Raw genomic sequence first — 23,452 nt, 5'->3', positions numbered from 1 at the left:
GGTGCACGGCGACAACCTGAGGATTTGTCGGGTACTCGCCGGTCCCCGGACGAGGCAACGGGTCGGTGACGCCACACGCCGGTGAAGTGGAGGAGCGCAGATGACCTCTCATGACATGGCCGGCCTGGAGGCGGCTCTCCGCGCCGAGGTGAACGGTGAGGTCCGCTTCGACGCCGGCAGCCGAGGCGCCTACGCCACGGACGGATCGAACTACCGGCAGGTCCCCCTCGGTGTCGTCGTCCCCCGCACGGTGGAGGCGGGCGCCCGCGCCCTGTCGGTGTGCGCACGCTTCGCCGCCCCCGTCCTGTCCCGGGGCGGCGGCACCAGCCTGGCCGGGCAGTCGACCAACACCGCCGTGGTGGTCGACTGGAGCAAGTACTGCACCGAAGTCCTCTCCGTCGATCCGGGACAGCGCACCTGCGTGGTCGAACCCGGGATCGTGCTCGACGAACTCAACCGGCAACTCGCCCGCCACCAGGTGCGGTTCGGCCCGAAACCCTCCACCCACAGCCACTGCGCCCTCGGTGGCATGATCGGCAACAACTCCTGCGGCGCCTCCGCCCAGGCCTACGGCAAGACCGTCGACAACGTCCGGCGCCTGGAGATCCTCACCTACGACGGGCAGCGCGCCTGGGTCGGCCCGACCCCGCCCGACGAGCGCGCCCGGATCATCGCCGGCGGCGGGCGGCTCGCCGAGATCTACACCGGCCTCGACCGCATCGCCACCGACTACCTGGCCGACATCCGCCGCGGCTACCCCAAGATCCCGCGCCGCGTCTCCGGCTACAACCTCGACTCCCTGCTGCCCGAGAACGGCTTCGACGTGGCCAAGGCTCTCGTCGGCAGCGAGGGCACCCTGGTCACCGTCCTGCGTGCCGAGCTCGACCTCGTCCCGGTTCCGGGCTACCAGTCGCTGCTGGTCCTCGGCTACGACGACATCTGCGCCGCCGCCGACGACGTGCCCCAGCTGCTGGAGCACGGCCACCCCACCCAACTGGAGGCCCTGGACGGGCGCATGGCACAGCTGATGCGTGAGGAGGGCGCCTACCTCGACTCCCTCCGCGTCCTGCCGGAGGGCGACAGCTGGCTGATGGTGCAGTACAGCGGCGACAGCCAGGAGGACGTCGACGAGCAGGCACACGCGCTGCTCCGCGCCATCGGCCGCGGGGAGAAGCACGCGAATGTCGCCTTCTCCGACGACCCCGGGCGCGAGCAGAAGATGCTCAGGGCCCGCGAGGCCGGTCTCGGCGTCACCGCGCGCCCGCCGGACGACCGCGAGACCTGGGAGGGCTGGGAGGACTCCGCCGTACCACCCGAGCGGCTCGGCGACTATCTGCGCGACCTGAAGAAGCTGTTCGAGGAGTTCGGTTACGACCACCCGTCCCTGTACGGGCACTTCGGGCAGGGCTGCGTCCACACCCGCATCCCGTTCGGGCTGAAGACCGCCGAGGGCGTCGCCGACTTCCGCCGCTTCCTGGAGCGCGCCGCCGACCTCGTCACCTCCTACGGCGGCTCCCTGTCCGGCGAGCACGGCGACGGCCAGTCCCGGGGCGAACTGCTCACCCGCATGTACGGCGAACGTCTCGTGACCGCCTTCGGCGAGCTGAAGGCCCTCTTCGACCCCGGCAACCGGATGAACCCCGGCAAGATCGTCCACCCCAACCCCGTCGATGGACAACTGCGGCTCGGCTCCGCCTGGCGCCCGGCCACCCCCGCGACCCACTTCGACTTCCCCGAGGACGACCACTCCTTCAACCGCGCCGTCATGCGCTGCGTCGGCATCGGCAACTGCCGCGGCCACTCCGGCGGCGTCATGTGCCCCTCCTACCGGGCCACCATGGAGGAGGAGCACTCCACCCGCGGCCGCGCTCGACTGCTGTTCGAGATGCTCGACGGACACGCCGACTCCGCCATCAAGGACGGCTGGCGTTCCGGCGCCGTACACGACGCGCTCGACCTCTGCCTGGCCTGCAAGGGCTGCAAGTCCGACTGCCCGACCGGCGTCGACATGGCCACCCTCAAGGCGGAGTTCCTCTCCCACCACTACGAAGGCCGTATCCGCCCCGCAGCCCACTACTCGATGGGCTGGCTGCCGGTGTGGGCGCGGCTGTCCCGCCTCGCCCCCTCCCTGGTCGACTCCGCGCTCCACGCACCCGTTCTGGCGCGCGCGGGCAAACGGCTGGCCGGCCTCGACGCGGCCCGCCCGGCACCCGTCTTCGCCGAGCAGTCCTTCCTCCAGTGGTGGCGGGCACGCGACACCGGGGATCTTGATCCGGCCGACCCGCGCACCGTTCTCCTGTGGCCCGACACCTTCAGCAACTACTTCCACCCCTCCGTCGCGCAATCGGCCGTACGCGTCCTGGAGGACGCCGGCTTCCGGGTCGCCGTCCCCACCGAACCCGTGTGCTGCGGCCTGACCTGGATCTCCACCGGACAACTGCCCGTCGCCAAGAAGGTGCTGCGCCGCACCCTCGACGTCCTGCGCCCCCACCTGGAGGCGGGCACCCCGGTCATCGGCCTCGAACCATCCTGCACGGCCGTCTTCCGCTCCGACGCCCCCGAGTTGATGCCCGCCGACCAGGACGTGCGGCGGCTGGCCGGACAGGTGCGCACCTTCGCCGAACAACTCGTCCACCACACGCCCGACGACTGGCGGCCACCGCGGCTGACCCGGCAGGCGATCGTGCAGACGCACTGCCACCAGCACGCCGTCATGAAGTTCGACGCCGACCGCGAACTGATGCGCCGCGCCCACCTAGACGCCGAGGTCCTCGACGAGGGCTGCTGCGGCCTGGCCGGCAACTTCGGTTTCGAACGCGGCCACCACGAGGTCTCCCTGGCCGTCGCCGAACAAGGCGTCCTGCCCGCCGTACGAGGGGCCGCACGCGACAGCCTGGTCCTCGCCGACGGCTTCAGCTGCCGCACCCAGATCGAGCAGGGCGGCACCGGCCGCCGCGCCCTCCACCTCGCCGAGGCCCTGGCGCTCGCCCTCGACGGCACCCTGCCCGGCGACCACCCGGAGCGCCTGGCCGACCGCCCGCCCGAGCCGTCCCGTACGGCCCGCTGGGCGACGACCGCCTCCGCCACGGCCCTCGTCGCGGCGGCCGGCGCGGGCGCCGTCCTCGGGCTGCGGCGCCGGAGCTGAGGAGACGACCATGAGCGACCAGCCGACCGTCGAGGCCGTGGACACCGCCGTCTACACCGTGCCCACCGACGCCCCCGAGGCGGACGGCACCCTCGCCTGGGGCAAGACCACCCTCGTCCTGGTCACCATCCGCTCCGGCCCCGCCACCGGGCTCGGCTACACCTACGCGCCCACCGCCACCGCCCAGATCGTCCGCGAACTGCTCGCCGGCACCGTCACCGCCCTCCCGGCGTTCGACGTGCCGCGCGCCAACGAGCGGATGTGCCGGGCCGTGCGCAACGCCGGGCTGCCGGGAGTAACCGCCCAGGCGATCGCCGCCGTCGACATCGCCCTGTGGGACCTCAAGGCCCGCCTGCTGGGCCTGCCCCTTCTCCGTCTGCTGGGCGCCGCCCGCGACGATGTGCCCGTCTACGGCAGCGGCGGCTTCACCACCTACGACACCGAGCGCGAGGACCGCCAGCTGCGCGGCTGGACCGAGGACCAGGGCATCCCCCGCGTCAAGATCAAGATCGGTGAGTCATGGGGCTCCCGGCAAGCCCGCGACCTGGAACGGGTCGCCCGCGCGCGGGCCGGCATCGGCGACACGGCCGAGCTGTACGTGGACGCCAACGGCGCCTACACCGGCGGCCAGGCCGTACGGATCGCGGGCAGGCTCGCCGACGAGGGCGTGACCTGGTTCGAGGAGCCCGTCTCCTCGGACCACCTCACCACGCTCGCGGATCTCCGCGGCCGGGTCCCGATGGACGTCACGGCCGGCGAGTACGGCTACACCCTGCCCTATTTCGCCCACATGCTGGCCGCCGACGCCGTCGACTGCCTCCAGGCGGACGTCACCCGGTGCGGCGGCATCACCGTCTGGCTGCGCGCCGCCGCGCTCGCCCACGCGCGCGGGATCGACATCTCCGGGCACTGCGCGCCGCACGCCCACGCCCATGTGGCCGCCGCCGTGCCCAACCTCCGCCATCTGGAGTGGTTCCACGACCACGTCCGCATCGAACGGCTCCTCTTCGACGGCGCCCTCGACCCCGGCGGCGGCAGCGTCGTCCCGGGCGCCGACGGGGCACCCGGACTGGGCCTGACCCTCGCCGAGGAGCGGGCCAGGCCCTATCGGGTGGAGTGAGCCGCACCGGCAGGCCGGGTCACTGCGCTGAAAGCCGAGTCACTGTGTTGGAAGAGGAGAGGAACATGCCCCCCACCGTCGTCATCACCGGCGCCAGCGCCGGCATCGGCCGCGCCACCGCCCGCCGGTACGCCCGGCGCGGCGCGGACATCGTGCTGGTCGCGCGCGGCGAGGGCGGCCTGGAAGCGGCGGCCGACGAGGTCGCCGCGCTGGGCGGACGCCCCCTGGTGCGGGCCGCCGACGTGGCCGACCCGGCCCAGGTGGAGGCCGTCGCCGAGGCCGCGGAGAAGGAGTTCGGCCCGATCGACGTATGGATCAACTGCGCCTTCTCCACCGTGTTCGCACCCTTCGAGGAGATCACCGCCGAGGAGTTCAAGCGGGTCACCGAGGTGACCTACCTCGGATTCGTCAACGGCACCCGCACCGCCCTCAAGCGCATGCTGCCCCGCGACCGCGGCACGATCGTGCAGGTCGGCTCCGCGCTCGCGGAGCGATCCATCCCGCTGCAGTCGGCGTACTGCGGGGCCAAGCACGCCATCAACGGCTTCACCTCCTCCCTGCGCACGGAACTGCTGCACCGAGGCAGCAATGTGCACATCACCGTCGCCCAGATGCCCGCGGTCAACACCCCCCAGTTCCAGTGGGTGCGCTCCCGGCTGGCCCGGCACCCCATGCCGGTGCCGCCGATCTACCAACCGGAGGTCGCCGCGCGGGGCGTGGTGTACGCCGCCGACCACCCGCGCCGCAAGCAGTACTACGTCGGCGCCACCACCGTGGCCACCATCTGGGCGAACCGGCTCGCCCCCGCCCTGCTCGACCGCTACCTCGCGCGCACCGGCTTCGACTCCCAGCAGACCGACCGCATCCCGCCCACCGGTCTGGACAACCTCTTCGAACCGGTCGACCAGCGGCTCGCCGACGACCAGGGCGCCCACGGCGCCTTCGACGACAGCGCCCACTCCCGCTCCTGGCAGGAGACCCTCGTCCGGCACCCCGCCACCGCCCTCGGCGCGGGCGCCGCCGTCCTCGGCGCCGTACGCGGCATCCGCCGCCTGACCTCCTGAGCCGCATAGGCTGACGACGTGCGCCTCCTCCTCATGTCCGACACGCACCTCCCGAAGCGCGCCAAGCGGCTCCCGGAGCCGCTGCTCGCCGAACTCCCGGACGCCGACGTCGTGTTCCACGCCGGAGACTGGGTCGACACCGCCACCCTCGACCTGCTGGAGAGCCGCAGCCGCCGGCTGATCGGGGTCTACGGCAACAATGACGGCCCCGAACTGCGCGCCCGGCTCCCCGAGGTGGCGCACGCCGAGCTGGGCGGCCTGCGCTTCGGCGTCGTGCACGAGACCGGCCCCGCCCAGGGCCGCGAGGCCCGCTGTGCCGCCCGCTTCCCGGACCTCGACGTCCTGGTCTTCGGCCACAGCCACATCCCCTGGGACACCACCGCCCCCGGCGGCCTGCGGCTGCTCAATCCCGGCTCCCCGACCGACCGCCGCCGCCAGCCCCACTGCACCTATCTCACGGCGACGGTCGCCGACGGAGCGCTCACCGACGTGACCCTGCACCGCCTGCCACAGCGGTAGCAGGTCCGTCGCCCGTGCGACGATGCCGGAGTGATCGCCAACACCGGCATACCCGATGTCGTACCGACAGGTCGCATGGCCGACCACACGCAGCCCGTCCTCGATCTGCCGGGCGGCCGGGAGCTGCGGCCCTGGCAGCCGGACGACGCCGGCCCGCTGCTCGCCGCCGGTCAGGACCCCGCGATCCGGCGGTGGAACCTGTTCACCGTGGCCGACCGCGCCGAGGCCCGGGCCCGGATCGCCCGCATGCACGAGCGGTGGCGGGCCGAGACCGGTGCCGTGTGGGCCGTCGCCCGGCCGGGCGGCTCGGCCGTAGGGCTCATCGGACTCAACGACGTCGACCTGGCGGGCGGCACCGCCGAAATCGTCTACTGGCTGCTGCCGGCGGCGCGCGGCGGTGGGGTGGCGGTCGAGGTGACCCGGCGACTCGCCCGGTGGGCCCTGGACGACCTGGGTCTGCACCGCCTGCGCCTGTGCCACTCGACGGCGAACCCGGCGTCCTGCCGGGTGGCGGAGAAGGCCGGATTCACCTTCGAGGGCACCCAGCGCAGCGCCCTGCTCCACGCGGACGGCTGGCACGACCAGCACCTGCACGCACGCGTGGCCGGCGACCCCGAGCAGCCCGCGCAGCGGCATGGCGGCCAGCACGCCGGTCCGTGACCGACGCCCGGGAGATGACCGGGACCGCGCGCGGCCGGCGCCGGCCAGGAGCGCGCGGAGGGGTTCCGGGATCCGTGCGTCGGCGGGTGCGACCGGTGGAGGGCTGGTCGCGCAGGTGCCCGCGCCCCATCTGCCCTCACCGGCGCGAGACGGTGTGCCCCGTTCGCCCACGCCGCCGCAGCCGCACCGCCACCCAAGCCAGTACGGCGACCGCCGCCGCCAGGCCCGCCACCCGCTTGGCCATCGGCATCCCGGCCGTGCGCAGCAGGTCGAGCGGCTCGGCCTCCGCCCGGTCGAGCGGTGCCGGTCCGGCCTCGTCCAGCCGCCCCGGTTCCTCGCCGGCGGCCGGGGCCCGCTCCGCCAGCCGCTGCGCCAGGCACTCCGCGAACTGCCCCACCAGCCGGTCGCCCACCTCCGCCAGCACCCCGCGCCCGAACTGCGCCGGACGCCCGGTCACCGTCAGATCGGTCCGCACCGACACCGCCGTACCGCCGTCGCGCTCGCTCAGCGTGCCGGTGACAGTCGCCCTGGCCGTGCCCTGCCCCCGGGTCTCCCGGCCGCTCGCCACGAGCACCATCCGATGCGCCGACTCGTCCTGCTCCTCGAAGACCGCGGTGCCCCGGTAGGCCACGGTGACCGGGCCGACCTTGACCTTCACCCATCCGGTCACGGTCGTGCCGTCGTACGCCTCCACCGCCGCGCCCGGCAGACACGGCGCGACGCGTTCGATGTCCAGGAGCGCGTGCCAGGCGTCGTCGACCGGGACGGGGACGGTGAACTCGTGCTGGAGCTCCATGACTTCCTCCTCGCGCTCAGGGGGCCGCGGCCGGGTGGATGGCCCCGGTGGTCGCGGTGAGCGGCGCCCCGCTGCCGCCCCAGCGCAGGGCGACGATCTCGGCGGCGACGGACACGGCGACCTCCTCGGGCGTACGGGCCCCGAGGTCGAGCCCGAGCGGTGAGCGCAGCCGGGACAGCTCGGCCTCGGTGAGACCGGCCTCGGTCAGCCGTTTCCGCCGCTCGTCATGGGTACGCCGGCTGCCCATCGCCCCGATGTAGGCGGCCGGCCGGCGCAGCGCCTCCTGAAGCAGCGGCACGTCGAACTTCGGGTCATGGGTGAGGACGCAGATCACCGTGCGCTCATCGGTGCCGGTGCCCCCGAGATAACGGTGGGGCCACTCGACGACGACCTCAACGCCGGGCGGGAAGCGCTTGGGCGTGGCGAAGACCGGGCGGGCGTCGCACACGGTGACCCGGTAGCCGAGGAAGGCACCGATACGGGCCACCGCAGCCGCGTAGTCGATCGCGCCGAAGACCAGCATGCGCGGCGGCGGCGCGAAGGACTGCAGGAACACCGTGACGTCGTCCTCGCGGCGCTCCCCGCGCGGCCCGTAGTGCCTGCGGACCGTGGCGCCGAGGGCGAGTTCGCCGCGCGCGTCGGCGGTGACGGCGGCATCGAGCCCGGTCGTGCCCAGGGTCCCGGCCACACTGTCCGGCCAGACCGCGAGGCAGGCCCCGCGCGGGGCGGGCCCGTCGACCACGGTCGCCACGGTCACCGGCTCACCCGCGGCGACGGACGCGGCGACCGCCCCGAACGCCGGGTCGGACGCGGAAGTGACCGGCCGCACCAGCAGGGTGATCTCGCCGCCGCAGGTGAGACCGACCGCGAACGCGTCCTCGTCGCTGTACCCGAAGGTCTCCAGCCGCGCCTCGCCGCTCGCCACCACCTCCTGCGCGAGCTCGAACACCGCACCTTCCACACAGCCCCCGGACACACTGCCCACGACCTCGTCGTCCGGCCCGACGGCCATGGCGGCGCCGGGCCCGCGCGGGGCGCTGCGGCTGACCGCCACGACCGTGGCGAGCCCGAACGGGATGTGGGCCGCGTACCAGCGTTCCAGCGCCGGGAGGATCTCACGCACGCCGCGCTCCCTTCTCGACCGCCGCACCGCCCGCGGCCCCGCGCACCACCGCCGCGAGCCGCTCCAGTGCCGCGAGGCTGTGCCCCTCGACGAAGGCGTCCACGCTGGGCAGGGCCGCGGCCATTCCCGCGGCCAGGGGCGCGTAGCCGGGGCGGCCCATGCGCGGGTTGGCCCAGATCACCTGGTGGGCCAAGGCGTGCAGGCGGCGCATCTGCGCACCGAGTAGCTCCGGATCACCGCGTTCCCAACCGTCCGAGAGGAGCACGACGATCGCGCCGCGCGCCATGCCGCGCTGTCCCCAGCGGTTCAGGAACTCGCGCAACAGCTCGCCCAGCCGGGTGCCGCCGCGCCAGTCCGGCACGGCCGCGGCGAGTGCCGTCATCGCCAGGTCCGGGTCGCGGTGGGACAGTTCGCGGGTCGTCCGGGTCAGCCGGGTACCGATGGTGAACACCTCCGTGCGGCCACCGCGCACCGCCGCGTGGGCGAACCGCAGCAGCGCGTCGGCGTACGGCGCCATCGAGCCGCTCACATCGACGAGCAGCACGACCCGGCGGGGTCGCTCCACCCGCGCGTGCCGCCGCAGCCGGACGGGTTCCCCACCGCGCCGCAGCAACTCCCGTACCGTGCGACGCGGGTCGACGTCCCCGCGCCGGGCGGGCCGCCGCCGTGCCGAGCGCCGAGTCTGCCCGTGCAGCGCGAACGCGGCGAGCAGCCGCCGCAGCTGGGCGCGTTCGGCGGCGTCCAGCTCGGCGACGTCGCGGTGCCGCAGCACCTCGGCGGAGCTGGCGAGCGTGGCCGTGGGCGGACCCGACGGCTCGCTCCCGCCGGGCCGGTGAGGGGTGCCGGACGCCTCCCGGGCGACCAGCCTGAGCCGGGGCGGGGGAGCGGTCCGTACCGCGCGCGGGGACGGCTCGCCGGGCGTCCCGAAGTACGCGGCGAACACCCTCTCGTACCGCTCCAGATCGTCGTGCCCGCCGCACAGCGTCGCCCGCCCCGCCCAGTACACGTCCGCCCGCATCCCCGGCCGCAGCAGGTCCACGGCACGCACAAAGGCGTACAGCCGCTCGGTACTGGCCTCGAGCCCGGCCGCCCGCAGTGCCCGCACGAAACCGAGCAGCACGGCATCCGCCCGAAACGCCTCGGACACCGCCCCGGTCCACCGGCCCGCCCGGCTCTCGGTGCCCGCTCCGAGCGGCCGGGTCGCGGACGCTGACCGTTGGTCCGTTCGTGGCTGGCCGGTCCCTGACCGTTGGTCTGTTCGTGGCTGCTGGCCGGTCCCTGCCCGTTGGTCCGTTCCGGTCTCGGTGACCGCTTCGAGCGGCCCGGTCCCGGCCCCCGACCGTCGGGCCGCCCCGCTTCCCTCTGTACTCATCGACGTCACGCTCCCCGGGCCGCCAGGACCGCCGCGAGATCGAGTCCGCGTGCCCGGTCCGCGTCCTCCCGGTACTTCAGCACCGACCCCAGCGTCGTCACGGCCAGTTCCGCGTCCACCTCGCCGGCCCCCAGCGCGTCCAGGGCCTGGGCCCAGTCGATCGTCTCGGCCACACCGGGCGGCTTGATCAGGTCCGCGCCCCGCAGCGCCTGCACCAGCGCGGTGACCTGCTCGGCCAGCCGCGCCGACACCCGGGGCAGCCGCCGCCGCACGATGGCCAGTTCGCGGGCGAAGGAGGGATGGTCGAACCAGTGGTACAGGCACCGCCGCTTCAGCGCGTCGTGCACCTCCCGGGTCCGGTTCGAGGTCAGCACGACCACCGGCGGGTCCTCGGCCCGCAGCGTCCCCAGCTCCGGAATGGTCACCGCGTACTCGGACAGCAGCTCCAGCAGGAACGCCTCGAACTCGTCGTCGGCCCGGTCGATCTCGTCGACCAGCAGCACCGACGGCTGGGTCTGCAGCGCGCGCAGCAGTGGCCGGGCGATGAGGAAACGCCTGTCGTACAGCTCGCTCTCCAGCCGGTCGGCGTCCTTCACACCGGCCGCCTCCGCGGCCCGCAGGTGCAGCAGCTGGCGCGGGAAGTCCCAGTCGTACAGGGCCTGGGAGGCGTCGATCCCCTCGTGGCACTGGAGGCGGATGAGGGGCGCGTCGAGCGCCTCGGCGAGGGCGGTCGCGAGCGCGGTCTTGCCCACGCCCGCGTCGCCCTCGCAGAACAGCGGCCGATGCAGCCTCAGGGCCAGGAAACAGGTGATGGCCAGCCCCTCGTCGACGAGGTACCCCGTCTCCTCCAGGCGGGCCCGCACCTGCTCCGGGTCGTCCATCCGGGTGATGGGCGCTCACCCCCATCCGGTGGCGGTCAGCACCGCCCGCCTGGTCAGCACGCGCGCGAGGTGCGTCCGGTACTCGGGCGAGGCGGACAGGTCCTGGGACGGACGGGTGCCCTCGGCCGCCGCCTCGGCGGCCCGTGCGACGGCCTCGGCGCCGCCGGCGCCGGACAGTGCCTCCTCGGCCGCAGTGGCCCGCAGCGGGGTCGAGCCCATGTTGGTCAGGCCGACACGCGCCTCGACGATGTGCCCGTCCTCGTGCCGCACCAGCGCCGCGACTCCGACGATGGCCCAGGACTGGGCGACCGGGTGGAACTTCTCGTAGTGGAAGCTCCAGCCGTCCGTCTTCGGGATCCGTACCTCCGTCAGCAGTTCGTCGGGGGCCAGCGCCGACTGCAGGTAGTCGACGAAGAACTCCCGCGCCGGGACCGTGCGCCGGCCGCCGGGGCCGGCCACGACCAGCTCGGCGTTCAGGGCCAGTGCGACGGCGGGCAGGTCTCCGGCCGGGTCGGCGTGCGCGAGGGAGCCGCCGAGGGTGCCCCGGTGCCGTACGGCCGGATCGGCCACGGTGGCCGTCGCTTCGGCCAGCAGACCGGCGTGGCGGCGCACCAGCGGGTCGTGGACCACCTCGTGGTGCGTGGTCATCGCACCGATCACGAGCGTGTCGCCGTCCTCGCGGACCCCGCGCAGCTCCGGGACCCGGCCGACGTCCACGACGAGTTCGGGGAAGGCCAGCCGCAGCCGTAGCAGTGGCAGCAGGCTCTGCCCGCCGGCCAGCACCTTCCCCTCCTCGCCCGCTTCGGCGAGCGCGCGCACCGCCTCGTCCACGCTGCCCGGGCGGGTGTACTCGAACGTGGGAGGAATCATGCCGAACCCTCCTTACCCGACTCACCGAGATCAGACTGGCCGAGGCCCGACTCACCGATGCCCGGCTGGCCGGTGTCCGACTGCCCGATGTCGTCGTACTGTCCGATGTCGCCGTACCGGGCCGCCTGCCCGGACTGGCCGGACCGGGCCGGCCCCGTCCCTCCGGTCTCGTCGGCCGCACCGGCGTCACCGGACCGAGCCTCCTGGATGGCCTGCCACACCCGGTACGGCGAACACGGCATCCGCACGTCCCGCACACCCAGTGGCCGCAGCGCGTCCACCACGGCGTTCACGACGGCGGGTGTCGACGCGATCGTCCCCGCCTCCCCGACTCCCTTGACCCCCATGGAGTTCGAGGTCGCCGGCGTCTCCGTCCGCTCGGTGACGAACTCCGGCAGGTCCGCCGCCGACGGCACGAGATAGTCGGCCATCGTGCCGGAGACGAGATTGCCCTGGTCGTCGTAGACGGCCTCCTCGAACAGGGCCTGTGCGATGCCCTGGGCGAGCCCGCCGTGCACCTGGCCCTCGACGATCATCGGGTTGACGACGGTGCCGACATCGTCCACGCAGACGTACGAGCGGATCCGCGTCTTGCCCGTCTCCGTGTCGACCTCGACCGCGCACAGGTGGGTGCCGTGCGGGTAGGAGAAGTTCTCCGGGTCGACCAGCGTCTCGGCGTTGATGGACGGCTCCACCCCGTCGGGCAGGTCGTGCGACGTGAACGCCTCGTAGGCGATCTCCTGGATGGTTTTGCGCGCCTCCGGGGAGCCCTTCACGGAGAACACACCGCCACTGAACTCAAGGTCCTGTTCGCTCGCCTCCAGCAGGTGCGCGGCGACCTTCCGCGCCTTGTCCACCACCTTCACCGCGGCCCGGTGCACGGCCTCGCCGCCGACGGCCAGCGACCGGGAGCCGTAGGTGTCCATGCCCTGCGGGGCGGCCCTGGTGTCGCCGTGCACCACCTCGACGTCCTCGAACGGCACGCCCAGCACGTCGGCCGCGATCTGGCTCCAGCAGGTGACGTGTCCCTGGCCGTGCGGGCTGGTGCCCGTGACCACCTCCACCTTGCCGGTGGGCAGCATGCGGATGCTCGCCGCCTCCCAGCCGCCGGCCGCGTACCGCAGGTCGCGCAGCACCCGGCTCGGCGCGAGTCCGCACATCTCCGTGAAGGTCGACACGCCGATGCCCAGGCGTACGGTGTCGCCACGCTCGTTGCGCTCGCGCTGCTCGGCGCGCAGGTCCTCGTAGCCGAACAGGCCGAGCGCCTTCCCGGTCGCCGCCTCGTAGTTGCCGCTGTCGTAGGTCAGCCCGGCGATCGTAGTGTACGGGAACTCCTCGTGCCGGATCCAGTTCCGGCGCCGCACCTCCACCGGGTCCACGCCGAGTTCGCGGGCCAGCTCGTCCATGGTCCGCTCGATGGCGAACGTGGCCTCGGGGCGCCCGGCACCGCGATAGGCGTCGGTGGGGGTGCGGGTGGTGAAGACGCCCGTGCAGGTGAACTCGTAGGCGTCCATCTTGTAGATCGCCGGATACATGAAGGCGCCGAGGATCGGAATGCCCGGGGTGACGAGCATCAGGTAGGCGCCCATGTCGGCGAGAAGGTCGACCTTCAGGCCGAGCAGCCTGCCCTCGCGGGTGGCGGCGATCTCGATGTCCTGGATCATGCCACGGCCGTGGTGGGTCGCGAGGTAGCCCTCGGAGCGGGACTCGGTCCACTTCACCGGGCGGCCGAGCCTGCGTGCCACCGCTAGGGCGAGTGCCTCCTCGCCGTACACCTGGAGTTTGGAGCCGAAGCCGCCGCCCACGTCCGGGGCGATCACCCGCAGCTTGTGCTCGGGGATGCCGGTGACGACGGCGAGCATGACCCGCAGGATGTGCGGGATCTGCGTCGCCGAGTAGACCGTGTACTCACCGGAGGCGGCGAGCGGGGTGACGACCACCGCGCGCGGCTCCATGGCGTTGGGGATCAGCCGCTGCTGGTGGTAGCGGCGTTTCAGGGTCACCTCGGCGCGTTCCCGCACCGCGTCGAAGCTCTCACCGGTGGCGAGCGGCCAGGTGTAGCAGCGGTTGGTGCCCTTGTCGGCGTGGACCAGCGGAGCGCCCTCGGCGAGGGCGGCCTCCAGGTCGAGGACCGGGGGCAGCGGGTCGTAGTCGACCTCGACGGCCTCCAGCGCGTCGGCGGCCGCGTACCGGTCGCGCGCCACCACGACGGCCACCGGGTCACCGGCGTGGCGGACCTCGTCCACGGCGATCGGCGGATGGTCGGGCAGCACGATGTCCTCGGTCACCGGCCAGGCGCAGGGCAGCGAGCCCAGCCCCTCGGAGAGGTCGGCGCCGCTGAAGGCAGCGACGACCCCGGGCCGTTCGAGGGCGGGGGAGACGTCGACGCGGGTGATGCGGGCGTGGGCCATCGGGCTGCGCAGGACGGCCAGGTGCAGCAGCCCGGCGACCTGGATGTTGTCCGTCCAGTTGGTCTGGCCGGTGATCAGCCGGGCGTCCTCCTTGCGCAGCCGGGAGCGGCCGACCTCGTGTGCTACGGCCTGACCGGTCATGTCGTGGCCTCCTCGGTGACCTCTTGTCCGGAGGCGACTTCCTGCCCGGAGGCGACCTCATGCCCGGCCGCGGCGAGCACCGCGCGGACGATGTTCTGGTAACCGGTGCACCGGCAGAGGTTGCCTTCCAGGGCCTGCCGGACCTCGTCGGAGGTGGGATGCGGGTTCTCGCGCAGCAGATCGCGCGCCGCCATGATCATTCCCGGGGTGCAGTAGCCGCACTGCAGACCGTGCCGTTCGTGGAAGGCGCGCTGCAGCGCCGTCCATGTACCGTCCTTCGCCAGCCCCTGGATCGTCGTCACCTCGCAGCCGTCCGCCTGCACGGCCAGTACCGAACAGCTCTTGGCGGTCGCCCCGTCCAGATCGACCGTGCACGCCCCGCAGTTAGAGGTGTCGCAGCCGATCGGGGTGCCGGTCAGGCCGAGGTGGTCGCGCAGGTAGTGGGCGAGGAGGAGACGGGGTTCCACATCGTCCTCGTACGTCGTGCCGTCCACGTTCACCTTGATGTGGGTCATGCGCCCTCCAGACCGTGCGGGCAGGAGTGGGGACTCAGCCGGACCGGCGTGATGTACGTCACTCTATGGCCGCGTCCTGGGGGCGGCGAGCGCTGCGGCGGAGGTTAGTTGAAGGTAAATACATTGTCGTCGGCGGAACGTGCCCGCTTCACTGCTCGGGACCCGGATCCCGCGGAGAGAGGACCTCGGATGCGCACCGCGTGCATGTCCACCCAGGAAGGAACCCACCTCGCGCCGAAGGACATCACGCTCAGTGCATTTGCTCAATCTCGGAATCCTCGCGCATGTCGACGCCGGTAAGACCAGCCTGACCGAACGGCTGCTGCACTCGGCCGGAGTGATCGACGAGATCGGCAGCGTCGACGCCGGCAGTACCACCACGGACACGCTCGCGCTGGAGCGGCAGCGTGGCATCACCATCAAGTCCGCCGTCGTGTCGTTCCCGCTCGACGGCGTCACCGTCAACCTCATCGACACCCCTGGTCACCCGGACTTCATCGCCGAGGTCGAGCGGGTGCTCGGCGTCCTCGACGGCGCCGTCCTGGTCGTCTCGGCGGTGGAAGGCGTCCAGGCGCAGACGCGGCTGCTGATGCGGACCCTGCGCCGACTGCACATCCCCACCCTCGTCTTCGTCAACAAGATCGACCGCCGCGGCGCCCACGACGACGCCGTGCTGCGCCAGATGGCGGGCCGGCTGGCCGTACCGCTCGTCCCCATGGGGCGCGCCGCCGCGCTCGGGACCCGCGCCGCCCGCTTCGTCCCCGGCCTCGGAGCGGCCGCGCTGGACGCCCTGGCCGACCGCGACGACGACCTGCTCGCCGCCTACCTGGACGGCGGTGTATCCGACGCCCGCCTGCATGCCGCCCTCGCGACCCAGACCCGGCGGGGGCTGGTCCATCCGGTGTACTTCGGCTCCGCCGTCACGGGCGCCGGTGTGCCCGAGCTGATCGGGGGTGTTGAGCGGCTGTTGCCCGCTGCCGGCGGTGACCCGGACGGCCCGCTGTCGGCCACGGTCTTCAAGGTCGAGCGCGGCCCGGCGGGGGAGAAGGTGGCCTACGCGCGCATCTTCTCCGGCACCCTCCGCGTCCGCGCCCGCATCCCCTTGGGGGACGGGCGTGAGGCGGGCCGGACCGCCGAGGGCCGAAAGGTGGGTCAGCCTGCAGACGGCGGCAGGGAAGGCCGGGAAACCGGTGGCCGGAAGGAAGGCCGGGTCACCGTGCTCAGTGTCTTCGAGCGGGGCGCGGCCGGCCGGCGGGAGAGTGCCGGCGCGGGGCGGATCGTGAAGGTGTGGGGTCTCGGCGGCATCCGTGTCGGCGATGCGCTCGGCGAGCCGGGAAGGGCCTACGAGCCCCACTTCGCGCCGCCCACCCTGGAGACCGTCGTCGTCCCCGGCCCCGGCACCGACCGGCGCTCCCTGCACCTCGCACTCACCCAGCTCGCCGAACAGGACCCGCTCATCGGCGTCCGCCACGACGAACTACGCAAGGAGACGTCGGTGTCCCTCTACGGCGAGGTGCAGAAGGAGGTCATCCAGGCGACCCTCGCCGACGAGTACGGCCTGCACGTCACCTTCCGCGAGGCGACGGCCCTGTGCATCGAACGGCCGGCCGGCACCGGGCACGCCGTGGAGTTCGACGAGAAGGATCCCAACCCCTTCCTCGCCACCGTCGGCCTGCGTATCGACCCGGCCCCGCCCGGCTCGGGCGTGGTGTTCCGGCTGGAGGTGGAGCTGGGCTCCATGCCGTACGCCTTCTTCAAGGCCGTCGAGGACACCGTCCGCGAAACGCTCGGCCAGGGGCTGTACGGCTGGCAGGTCACCGACTGCACGGTCACCATGACCCACTCCGGTTACTCACCCCGGCAGAGCCACGCCCACCAGGGCTTCGACAAGAGCATGTCGAGCACCGGCTACGACTTCCGGGGCGTGACCCCGCTGGTCCTGATCGAGGCGCTGCGCCGGGCCGGCAGCCGGGTACACGAGCCGATGCACCGCTTCCGGCTGGAGGCGCCGGCGGACACGCTCGGCGTGCTGCTGCCGGTGCTCACCCGGCTGGGCGCCGTACCCGAAACGACCGGCACGCACGGCCCGGCCTGTGTCCTGGAAGGCTCGGTGCCGGCCGCCCGGGTGCACGAGCTGGAGCAGCGGCTGCCGGGGCTGACCCGGGGCGAGGGCGAGCTGGAGACGGCCTTCGACCACTACGCACCGGTCACGCGCGGCACGGTCCCCGGACGGCCGCGTACCGACCGCAACCCGCTGCACCGGAAGGAATACCTGCTGAACGTGATGCGCCGGGCGGGTGACCGCCCCCGCAACTGACGGTCAGTCAACTTACTTACCAGTCAGAAGCATTGACGTTGACCTGACATCGCCGGACCGTGGTGGACATGCCGACTATCCGGGCGCGTCTGCTGGTTGTCCTGGTCGTCCTCTGCGGATTCCCGACGGTGGCGGGCCCCCCGCCCGCCACGGCCGCCACCCCCACCGGCTCCCTGTGGTTCGACGGTTCCCCGCTCACCGTGCGGGGCGGCCGCTTCACCGACGGCCAGGGCCGCGAGATCGTGCTGCGCGGCTACAACGTGTCCGGCGAGACCAAGCTGGAGGAGAACGGCGGTCTGCCCTTCGCCTCGGTCGCCGACGCCCGGAAGTCCGCGACCGCGCTGCGCGCCCTCGGCGGCGGCAACGCGGTCCGCTTCCTGCTCTCCTGGGCACACGCCGAACCGGTTCGCGGCCAGGTGGACACCGCCTACCTGACCGCCGTCACCGAGCAGATGCGTGCGTTCCTCGACGCCGGCCTCCGTGTCCACCCCGACTTCCACCAGGACCTCTACTCCCGCCACCTGTTCCACTCGAGCAGCTGGTACACGGGCGATGGAGCCCCCGAGTGGGCGGTCGCGGCCGGGAGCTACCCGAAGGAGTCCTGCGGTGTCTGCCTCTTCTGGGGTCAGAACATCACCCAGAACGCGGCCGTGCAGAAGGCCCAGTACGACTTCTGGCACAACGCCTACGGCCTCCAGGACGCCTTCCTCGACACCGCCCGGGCGACCATGTCCTACCTTCGACAGCACCTGACCACGGCGGAGTTCGCGGGCATCGTCGGCGTCGACCCGTACAACGAGCCGTACGCGGGCGGTTACGACTCCGGACAGACCTCCCGCACCTGGGAACGCGATCTGCTCTGGCCGTTCTATGAGAAGTTCCGCGCCCGCATGGACGCCGCCGGCTGGCAGGACAAGCCCGCACTCGTCGAGCCCAACCTCTACTGGAACGCCAACATCTCCACCCAGAAGCAGGAGGGCGGCCTGCTGGACGCGGGCACGCTCGGTCCGCGTTACGTCTTCAACACCCACTTCTACGACCAGAAGGCCATCTCCGGCATCCTGATGTGGGGCAAGGCGGCCGACGGTCAGTACGCCGCCGACTTCGCCACCGTCCGTGACCGCGCCTCGGCCACCGGCAGCGCCCCCTTGGTCAGCGAGTTCGGTCATCCGCTGTCCGGCACGGTCTCCGACAAGGCGCCGACCGTCCTGAAGGCCGTGTACCAGGCCCTCGACTCCCGTGTTCCCGGCGCACGCTGGTGGACGAACCCGGCCGCGTCCGGCCCGGTGCTGTCCGGCACCCAGTGGCAGTGGGACCTCTACAACGGCCGGCATCACGAGCCGATGAACGGCAACCCCGGCAAGGTGATCACCTCCGGTGACGGCTGGAACGACGAGGACCTCTCCGCCGTGCGGCTCGACGACTCCGGAACCGTGACACTCCGTCAGGACGCCCGCCTGCTCGACCGCCTCTACCCGAGCGCCACGGCCGGTACGGCCCTCGCCTTCACCTACGAGGACCGTTCGCGCGACGGCTCGGCCGCCCTCACCTGGAACCCGGTGCCGGGTTCGCTGCCGAACGTGGCGAAGCTGGTGGGCTCGGGCCAGTACGGCCTGCTGGTGTGGCGCTCCGGCAGCGGCACCGCACCCACCGAACTGCACCTTCCGGCGTCCTTCCCGACCGCGTCCACGACCGTCGTCTCCGACCTGGGCGCGGAGTACGCCCCGCCCGCGCACACCGCCACCACCCCGGTCGGCGTGGCCCCCGAGCCGGGCGGCACGGGCAGCCGCCGCCTGCTCCTCACCGACGCGGATGCGGGTGTCCAGCACTACGCGCTGGTGACCAACGGCGCCACGGCGGCCCCCTCGGCGGGCCTGCTGAACGCGGCGCAGGCCGAACTGGCGGCGTGGGCGGCGGCGCGCCTGTGACGCACAGCCGTACGGCCTCCGGGCGAGTGGGGCGTCCCGGAGGCCGTACGGCCGCTCAACTCCCGCTGGAACCGGTCCAGGCGGCCTGCACGTGTCCCAGTCGGACGCGCTGCGGATGGTCGCCGACCGGGATCGACGTCACCTTCTGTCCCGTGGCGAAGTCGATCGCCGTCACCTGGTCGGCGCCGCTCTCGGAGACGATGCAGTCCTTGCCGTCACCGCTGATCGTCGCCCAGTACGGTTTGGACGCCGTGATCAGCGGGCCCTCCTGGAGCGTGGCACGGTCGACGACGGTGGCGTAGTCGTCCATGGTGCCCGCGACGCACAGCTTGGTGCCCCCGGGGTTCATCGAGATTCCGTGGTGGCGCGAGTCGTTGACCCAGGTGGTGCGGTCCTCGCCGGTCGCCGGGTTCTTCGGCAGCGTCTTCGTCCGGGTGATCCTGTCGGTGGCGAGGTCGTACTCCAGGAAGCCGTTGAAGAACGACACCTGGAAGTACAGTTTCGACTCGTCGGGGGAGAAGACCGCCGGGCGCACCGCGTCGGAGAAGTCCTTCAGCCCGAACGCGTCCAGCCGCTGGCGCATGTCGATGACCCTGACCCGCTTGTACGTCGTCGCGTCCACGACCGTGAGGTGCCGGTCACCCTTGGTCCAGTCCCAGCCCGGGGCGTCCAGCGCGGTGTTGACGTCTCCGATGGACATGTTCCAGATGTACTTGCCGTCCTTGGTGAAGATGTTCTCGTGCGGCTTGTCGCCGGTGGCGAACGACCCCAGCTGCTCGCCGGTGCCGATGTCGAGCACATGCACGGTGTTCGCGGTCGAGGCGGACACCGCGACCCGGGCGCCGTCCGGCGAGACCGCCATGTGGTCGGCGCGGTAGCCGGCCACCGCGAAACGCCAGTTGACCTTTCCTGTGGCCAGGTCGATCGAGACGACGTCCGCGAAGCTGGGCCGGGACACCACGACCGACCGGCCGTCCGGGGTGGAGTACATGTCGTCGGCGAACTGATCGTGGCCCTCGCCGACGCTGTTGCGGATCGCCTGGAAGTAGATCCACTTGACGGGGTCCGCGTTGATCTCAGCCATCCGCTGGTCCTTGTCGGGGATGACGTCGATCCGGCCGATCTTCGTGAAGTCGCCGGAGGACCCGATGACATCGGCGGTGCCGTCCCAGTTGTTGCCGACGAACAGCACCTCGCGTAGTCCGCCGGACGTGCCGGTGGCCGCGGAAGCAGCGGTCGCCGGGCCGGCGAGGGTGAGGGCGAGGGCGGCGGCCACGGAGCAAAGGTGCCTGGTTCTGAAGGCAGGCATGACTGCTCTCTTTCCTCGGGGAGATCTGAACACGGGCGCATTCACAGTGAACTTACTGAAAAGTAAGGAGGGGGTGGCCTTCTCGACAAGATGTGTGCACGACAAGATTGGGGTGATCGGCGGATGACGGAGGGGGAAGCGTGACGGGCAGGCTCAGGGCGCCCACAGGCCGCTACGGCGGCAGGTCCGCGGCGGAGCGGCAGGCAGAACGGCGCCGCCGCTTCCTGGACGCGGCACTCCGGCTGTTCGGCGGTACCCCGGGCTACCGGGCCACGACGGTCGCCGCGCTGAGCCAGGCCGCCGGCCTGTCCACGCGCCAGTTCTACGAGGAGTTCCGCACCCTGGAGGACGTCCTCGCCGCGCTGCACCTCCAGGTGAACGACTGGGCCGAGCAGGCCGTGCTGGACGCCCTCGCCACCGCGGAAGGGCTGCCGCTGGCCGAGCGCGCCGCGGTGCTCTTCCGGGCCTACGCACGCGACGTCACCTGCGACCCGCGCCGCACCCGCATCGCCTTCGTGGAGATCATCGGCGTCAGCCCGCGCCTGGAGGAGCAGCGACTCGCCCGCCGGGCCCGCTGGGTCGACCTCATCCGCGCCGAGGCGGACGCGGCCGTGGCGCGCGGGGAGGCGGCGCCTCGCGACTACCGTCTCGCGGCCACGGCCTTCATCGGCAGCGTCAACGGCCTCCTGCACGACTGGAGCGCCGGCTGGGTGGACGCCACGCTGGACGAGGTGGTGGACGAGCTGGTGCGACTGCTGCTGGGGATGCTGCGCCCGGAGGGCTGGCGTCCACGGGCCGGGTGAGGTGACGGATGCTCCGCCCGGAGAGCGGGCGGACCGGTGCCGGGTGAGGCCGGCCGGCGCCGGTGACCCCGGGCCGGATGACGAACGCGGGCCGCACGCCCGGACCGGAAAGTCCAGGTCATCCGGGGCCCCGGCCGTTCGGCGCGCGCGATCGGCCTGGAGCTGGTCTGCTGGTGCGGGGGACCGTCGGACCCGTTCTCGGAGAGACACATGACTACCTACCGAGTCGCGCAGGTGACGGCCGCGGGCGGCGCGTTCGAGCTGGCCGAGCGGGAGGTGCCGCAACCGGGGCCCCGCCATGTGCGGATCGCCGTGGAGGCCTGCGGGATCTGCCACAGTGACGCCCTCTTCGTGAACGGCGGACTACCGGGCGTCACCTTTCCGGTGGTTCCCGGACACGAGATCGCCGGCCGGGTCGAGGAGCTGGGCGAGGGCGCGCAGGAATGGGGATACCAGGTCGGCGACCGGGTCGCGGTCGGCTGGTTCGGCGGCAGCTGCGGCCACTGCACCCCCTGCCGCCAGGGCGACTTCATCGTGTGCGTGAACCTCAAGGTCCCCGGATGGGCCTACGACGGAGGCTTCGCCGGCAAGGTGATCGCGCCCGTCGACGCCCTGGCGCGGATTCCCGACGCGCTGGCGGCGAGCGACGCGGGGCCCATGGCCTGCGCGGGCGTGACCACGTACAACGGCCTGCGGCGCAGCTCCGCCGAACCGGGGGACCTGGTCGCGGTGCTGGGCATCGGCGGCCTCGGCCACCTCGGCGTGCGGTACGCGGTCGCGATGGGCTTCGAGACCGTGGCGATCGCCCGGGGCGCCGAGAAAGCCGACTTCGCCAAACGGCTCGGTGCCCACCACTACGTCGACAGCACCTCCGGCACACCGGTCGCCGAAGCACTGCAGTCCCTCGGCGGTGCCCACGTCGTGCTGGCCACCGCAGGGAACTCCGAGGCCATCACGGCCACCGTCGACGGCCTCGCACCCCGCGGCGAGCTGGTGGCCATCGGTGCGGACCCCGAGCCGCTGGGCATCAGCCCGGTCCAGCTGCTCATGAGCGGCCGGACCGTCCGCGGCCACCCGTCCGGCACCGCGCAGGACGTGCAGGACACCATGGCCTTCAGCGCCCTGCACAACATCCGCCCGATGACCGAGACCGTCCCGCTCGACGACGCGGCCGAGGCCTATCAGAAGATGCTCTCCGGCCGGGCCCGCTTCCGGATGGTGCTCACCGCCGGCTGACGCCTCAGCCGTCCAGCCGGTCCATCGCTTCGAGCACGGGGGCGGCGCCGTCCTCGTCGCGGATGCGGGCACCCAGGAACCCCGCCCGCTTCCGGTACGCCGGGTCGCGGGACAGTATGGCGGGCTCCCCGGCCGTCGGCGGCCGAACGCGCCACTGGGAGCGCTGGTCCGGCCGCGGGATCACGGTCCGGTGCGCAACGTTCAGCCGAGGCACAGCAGCACCAGACCCGCTGCCGCCAGCACCGCGGAGCCCAGCAGCAGGCAGGCGAGCAGCCGCTGACGCAGCGCCTGGTAGCGCGACTCGTACGTCTGCCGCAGCTCCTCGGCGCGCTCGGCGGTACGGCGCCATGAGGCGCGGGCCAGTGTCAGATACTCGGTCTCGAAGTGCCGTTCGACATCCTCGCGTTGGGCGTCGGTGAGCCAGCCGAGCCGGGAGGTGACGCGGGCCGCCGCGGTACGGCCCTCCTCCCGTGCGGCGGCCAGCAGCAGATGGCCCTCGATCTCCTGGACGAGGGCCCGTGCGCCCTGGTCGTGGTCCTCCCCGGTCGTCACGGCGTGGTCAACTCCCGTTCCTGGGAGGAGACGTCGGGATGATGGAGGTCGAATGCCGGGGACTCGCTGCGGATGCGGGGGAGGGTGACGAAGTTGTGGCGCGGCGGCGGGCAGGAGGTCGCCCACTCCAGCGAGCGGCCGTAACCCCAAGGGTCGTCGGCCTTCACCCGCTCACCGTACTTGGCCGTCTTCCAGACGTTGTAGAAGAAGGGGAGCAGGGACGAACCGAGCAGGAACGAGAACACCGAAGAGACCGTGTTGAGCGTCGTGAGCCCCTCCGCCGCCAGGTAGTCGGGGATCCGGCGCTGCATGCCCTCGGCACCCAGCCAGTGCTGGACCAGGAAGGTGCCGTGGAAGCCGATGAACAGCGTCCAGAAGGTGATCTTGCCCAGGCGCTCGTCGAGCATCTTGCCCGTGAACTTCGGCCACCAGAAGTGGAAGCCGGAGAACATCGCGAAGACGACCGTACCGAAGACCACGTAGTGGAAGTGGGCCACCACGAAGTACGAGTCGGAGATATGGAAGTCGATCGGCGGCGAGGCGAGCATGACGCCCGTCAGCCCGCCGAAGACGAACGTGATGAGGAAACCCATCACCCAGAGCATCGGCGTCTCGAAGGACAGGCTGCCCCTCCACATCGTGCCGATCCAGTTGAAGAACTTCACACCGGTCGGGACGGCGATCAGGAAG

Annotated in this window: 20 protein-coding genes; 9 read left to right on the top strand and 11 right to left on the bottom strand. The window is 72.4% G+C overall.

All coding sequences use genetic code 11. The annotated features are described in order from the left end of the window. Positions 1-100 precede the first annotated feature (100 nt). The 5 genes from ABZ079_RS12765 to ABZ079_RS12745 all read left to right on the top strand — a co-directional run bounded on the left by ABZ079_RS12765 (position 101) and on the right by ABZ079_RS12745 (position 6,508). On the top strand, positions 101-3,145 hold the full coding sequence (locus ABZ079_RS12765) for an FAD-linked oxidase C-terminal domain-containing protein (protein ID WP_356939440.1): 3,045 nt from the start codon (positions 101-103) through the stop codon (positions 3,143-3,145). A gap of 10 nt (positions 3,146-3,155) precedes the next feature. Further along, positions 3,156-4,265 (top strand): enolase C-terminal domain-like protein, encoded by a 1,110-nt coding sequence (locus ABZ079_RS12760; protein ID WP_356939439.1) that lies wholly within the window; start codon positions 3,156-3,158, stop codon positions 4,263-4,265. Between the two features lie 65 nt (positions 4,266-4,330). Then, complete coding sequence (locus ABZ079_RS12755) at positions 4,331-5,329, top strand: SDR family oxidoreductase (RefSeq protein ID WP_356939438.1); 999 nt, start codon at positions 4,331-4,333, stop codon at positions 5,327-5,329. Positions 5,330-5,347: 18 nt separating this feature from the next. Next, positions 5,348-5,848, top strand: a complete 501-nt coding sequence (locus ABZ079_RS12750) for a metallophosphoesterase (RefSeq protein WP_356939437.1) — start codon at positions 5,348-5,350, stop codon at positions 5,846-5,848. A 30-nt stretch (positions 5,849-5,878) separates the two neighbouring features. Next, complete coding sequence (locus tag ABZ079_RS12745) at positions 5,879-6,508, top strand: GNAT family N-acetyltransferase (protein ID WP_356939436.1); 630 nt, start codon at positions 5,879-5,881, stop codon at positions 6,506-6,508. A 136-nt stretch (positions 6,509-6,644) separates the two neighbouring features. Here the strand turns inward: ABZ079_RS12745 and ABZ079_RS12740 are convergent, their stop codons facing one another. The 7 genes from ABZ079_RS12740 to ABZ079_RS12710 all read right to left on the bottom strand — a co-directional run bounded on the left by ABZ079_RS12740 (position 6,645) and on the right by ABZ079_RS12710 (position 14,617). Then, entirely contained in the window at positions 6,645-7,304 is a 660-nt protein-coding gene (locus ABZ079_RS12740; protein ID WP_356939435.1) for an SRPBCC family protein, read from the bottom strand. Between the two features lie 16 nt (positions 7,305-7,320). Continuing rightward, on the bottom strand, positions 7,321-8,427 hold the full coding sequence (locus ABZ079_RS12735; protein WP_356939434.1) for an XdhC/CoxI family protein: 1,107 nt from the start codon (positions 8,425-8,427) through the stop codon (positions 7,321-7,323). Continuing rightward, a complete protein-coding gene (locus ABZ079_RS12730) occupies positions 8,420-9,574 on the bottom strand; it encodes a VWA domain-containing protein (RefSeq protein WP_356939433.1) in 1,155 nt (384 codons plus the stop codon). The genes ABZ079_RS12735 and ABZ079_RS12730 overlap by 8 nt, the downstream gene beginning before the upstream one ends. A 230-nt stretch (positions 9,575-9,804) precedes the next feature. Continuing rightward, the gene (locus ABZ079_RS12725) at positions 9,805-10,680 is read right to left on the bottom strand and encodes a MoxR family ATPase (RefSeq protein ID WP_356939432.1); all 876 of its coding nucleotides are present in this window, start codon (positions 10,678-10,680) and stop codon (positions 9,805-9,807) included. A gap of 15 nt (positions 10,681-10,695) precedes the next feature. After that, positions 10,696-11,550 (bottom strand): xanthine dehydrogenase family protein subunit M, encoded by an 855-nt coding sequence (locus tag ABZ079_RS12720; RefSeq protein ID WP_356939431.1) that lies wholly within the window; start codon positions 11,548-11,550, stop codon positions 10,696-10,698. Beyond that, the gene (locus ABZ079_RS12715) at positions 11,547-14,102 is read right to left on the bottom strand and encodes a molybdopterin cofactor-binding domain-containing protein (RefSeq protein ID WP_356939430.1); all 2,556 of its coding nucleotides are present in this window, start codon (positions 14,100-14,102) and stop codon (positions 11,547-11,549) included. The genes ABZ079_RS12720 and ABZ079_RS12715 overlap by 4 nt, the downstream gene beginning before the upstream one ends. Continuing rightward, positions 14,099-14,617 (bottom strand): (2Fe-2S)-binding protein, encoded by a 519-nt coding sequence (locus ABZ079_RS12710; RefSeq protein ID WP_356939429.1) that lies wholly within the window; start codon positions 14,615-14,617, stop codon positions 14,099-14,101. The genes ABZ079_RS12715 and ABZ079_RS12710 overlap by 4 nt, the downstream gene beginning before the upstream one ends. A 253-nt stretch (positions 14,618-14,870) precedes the next feature. Between ABZ079_RS12710 and ABZ079_RS12705 the strand changes: the two genes are divergently transcribed. Then, entirely contained in the window at positions 14,871-16,934 is a 2,064-nt protein-coding gene (locus tag ABZ079_RS12705) for a translation factor GTPase family protein (protein WP_356939428.1), read from the top strand. A gap of 68 nt (positions 16,935-17,002) precedes the next feature. Next, a complete protein-coding gene (locus tag ABZ079_RS12700) occupies positions 17,003-18,862 on the top strand; it encodes an endoglycosylceramidase (RefSeq protein WP_356939427.1) in 1,860 nt (619 codons plus the stop codon). Positions 18,863-18,917: 55 nt separating this feature from the next. Here ABZ079_RS12700 and ABZ079_RS12695 read toward each other — a convergent pair whose 3' ends face one another. Then, a complete protein-coding gene (locus ABZ079_RS12695) occupies positions 18,918-20,171 on the bottom strand; it encodes a YncE family protein (protein WP_356939426.1) in 1,254 nt (417 codons plus the stop codon). A gap of 140 nt (positions 20,172-20,311) precedes the next feature. On the opposite strand from ABZ079_RS12695, the gene ABZ079_RS12690 reads away from it, so the two are divergent. Next, on the top strand, positions 20,312-20,974 hold the full coding sequence (locus ABZ079_RS12690; RefSeq protein WP_356939425.1) for a TetR/AcrR family transcriptional regulator: 663 nt from the start codon (positions 20,312-20,314) through the stop codon (positions 20,972-20,974). Positions 20,975-21,184: 210 nt separating this feature from the next. Then, the gene (locus ABZ079_RS12685; protein ID WP_356939424.1) at positions 21,185-22,210 is read left to right on the top strand and encodes an alcohol dehydrogenase; all 1,026 of its coding nucleotides are present in this window, start codon (positions 21,185-21,187) and stop codon (positions 22,208-22,210) included. Between the two features lie 4 nt (positions 22,211-22,214). On the opposite strand, the gene ABZ079_RS12680 is transcribed toward ABZ079_RS12685, so the two are convergent. The 3 genes from ABZ079_RS12680 to ABZ079_RS12670 all read right to left on the bottom strand — a co-directional run. Further along, the gene (locus ABZ079_RS12680) at positions 22,215-22,394 is read right to left on the bottom strand and encodes a hypothetical protein (protein ID WP_356939423.1); all 180 of its coding nucleotides are present in this window, start codon (positions 22,392-22,394) and stop codon (positions 22,215-22,217) included. Positions 22,395-22,411: 17 nt separating this feature from the next. Beyond that, on the bottom strand, positions 22,412-22,762 hold the full coding sequence (locus ABZ079_RS12675) for a hypothetical protein (protein WP_356939422.1): 351 nt from the start codon (positions 22,760-22,762) through the stop codon (positions 22,412-22,414). After that, on the bottom strand, positions 22,759-23,452 hold a 694-nt coding region (locus tag ABZ079_RS12670; RefSeq protein ID WP_356939421.1), incomplete at its 5' end, for a cbb3-type cytochrome c oxidase subunit I. The genes ABZ079_RS12675 and ABZ079_RS12670, both read right to left, overlap by 4 nt.

Origin of the sequence: Streptomyces sp. NPDC006314 (assembly GCF_040613075.1) — a bacterium.
In the GTDB taxonomy this organism is placed as follows: Bacteria; Actinomycetota; Actinomycetes; order Streptomycetales; family Streptomycetaceae; genus Streptomyces.
This window is presented reverse-complemented; position numbering and strand designations above follow the sequence as displayed.

Coding starts and splice junctions, on each gene's coding strand:
- ABZ079_RS12715 (WP_356939430.1), bottom strand. CDS start 14,102: ATGACCGGTCAGGCCGTAGCACACGAGGTCGGCCGCTCCCGGCTGCGC.
- ABZ079_RS12710 (WP_356939429.1), bottom strand. CDS start 14,617: ATGACCCACATCAAGGTGAACGTGGACGGCACGACGTACGAGGACGAT.
- ABZ079_RS12725 (WP_356939432.1), bottom strand. CDS start 10,680: ATGGACGACCCGGAGCAGGTGCGGGCCCGCCTGGAGGAGACGGGGTAC.
- ABZ079_RS12700 (WP_356939427.1), top strand. CDS start 17,003: ATGCCGACTATCCGGGCGCGTCTGCTGGTTGTCCTGGTCGTCCTCTGC.
- ABZ079_RS12695 (WP_356939426.1), bottom strand. CDS start 20,171: ATGCCTGCCTTCAGAACCAGGCACCTTTGCTCCGTGGCCGCCGCCCTC.
- ABZ079_RS12760 (WP_356939439.1), top strand. CDS start 3,156: ATGAGCGACCAGCCGACCGTCGAGGCCGTGGACACCGCCGTCTACACC.
- ABZ079_RS12740 (WP_356939435.1), bottom strand. CDS start 7,304: ATGGAGCTCCAGCACGAGTTCACCGTCCCCGTCCCGGTCGACGACGCC.
- ABZ079_RS12755 (WP_356939438.1), top strand. CDS start 4,331: ATGCCCCCCACCGTCGTCATCACCGGCGCCAGCGCCGGCATCGGCCGC.
- ABZ079_RS12765 (WP_356939440.1), top strand. CDS start 101: ATGACCTCTCATGACATGGCCGGCCTGGAGGCGGCTCTCCGCGCCGAG.
- ABZ079_RS12720 (WP_356939431.1), bottom strand. CDS start 11,550: ATGATTCCTCCCACGTTCGAGTACACCCGCCCGGGCAGCGTGGACGAG.
- ABZ079_RS12685 (WP_356939424.1), top strand. CDS start 21,185: ATGACTACCTACCGAGTCGCGCAGGTGACGGCCGCGGGCGGCGCGTTC.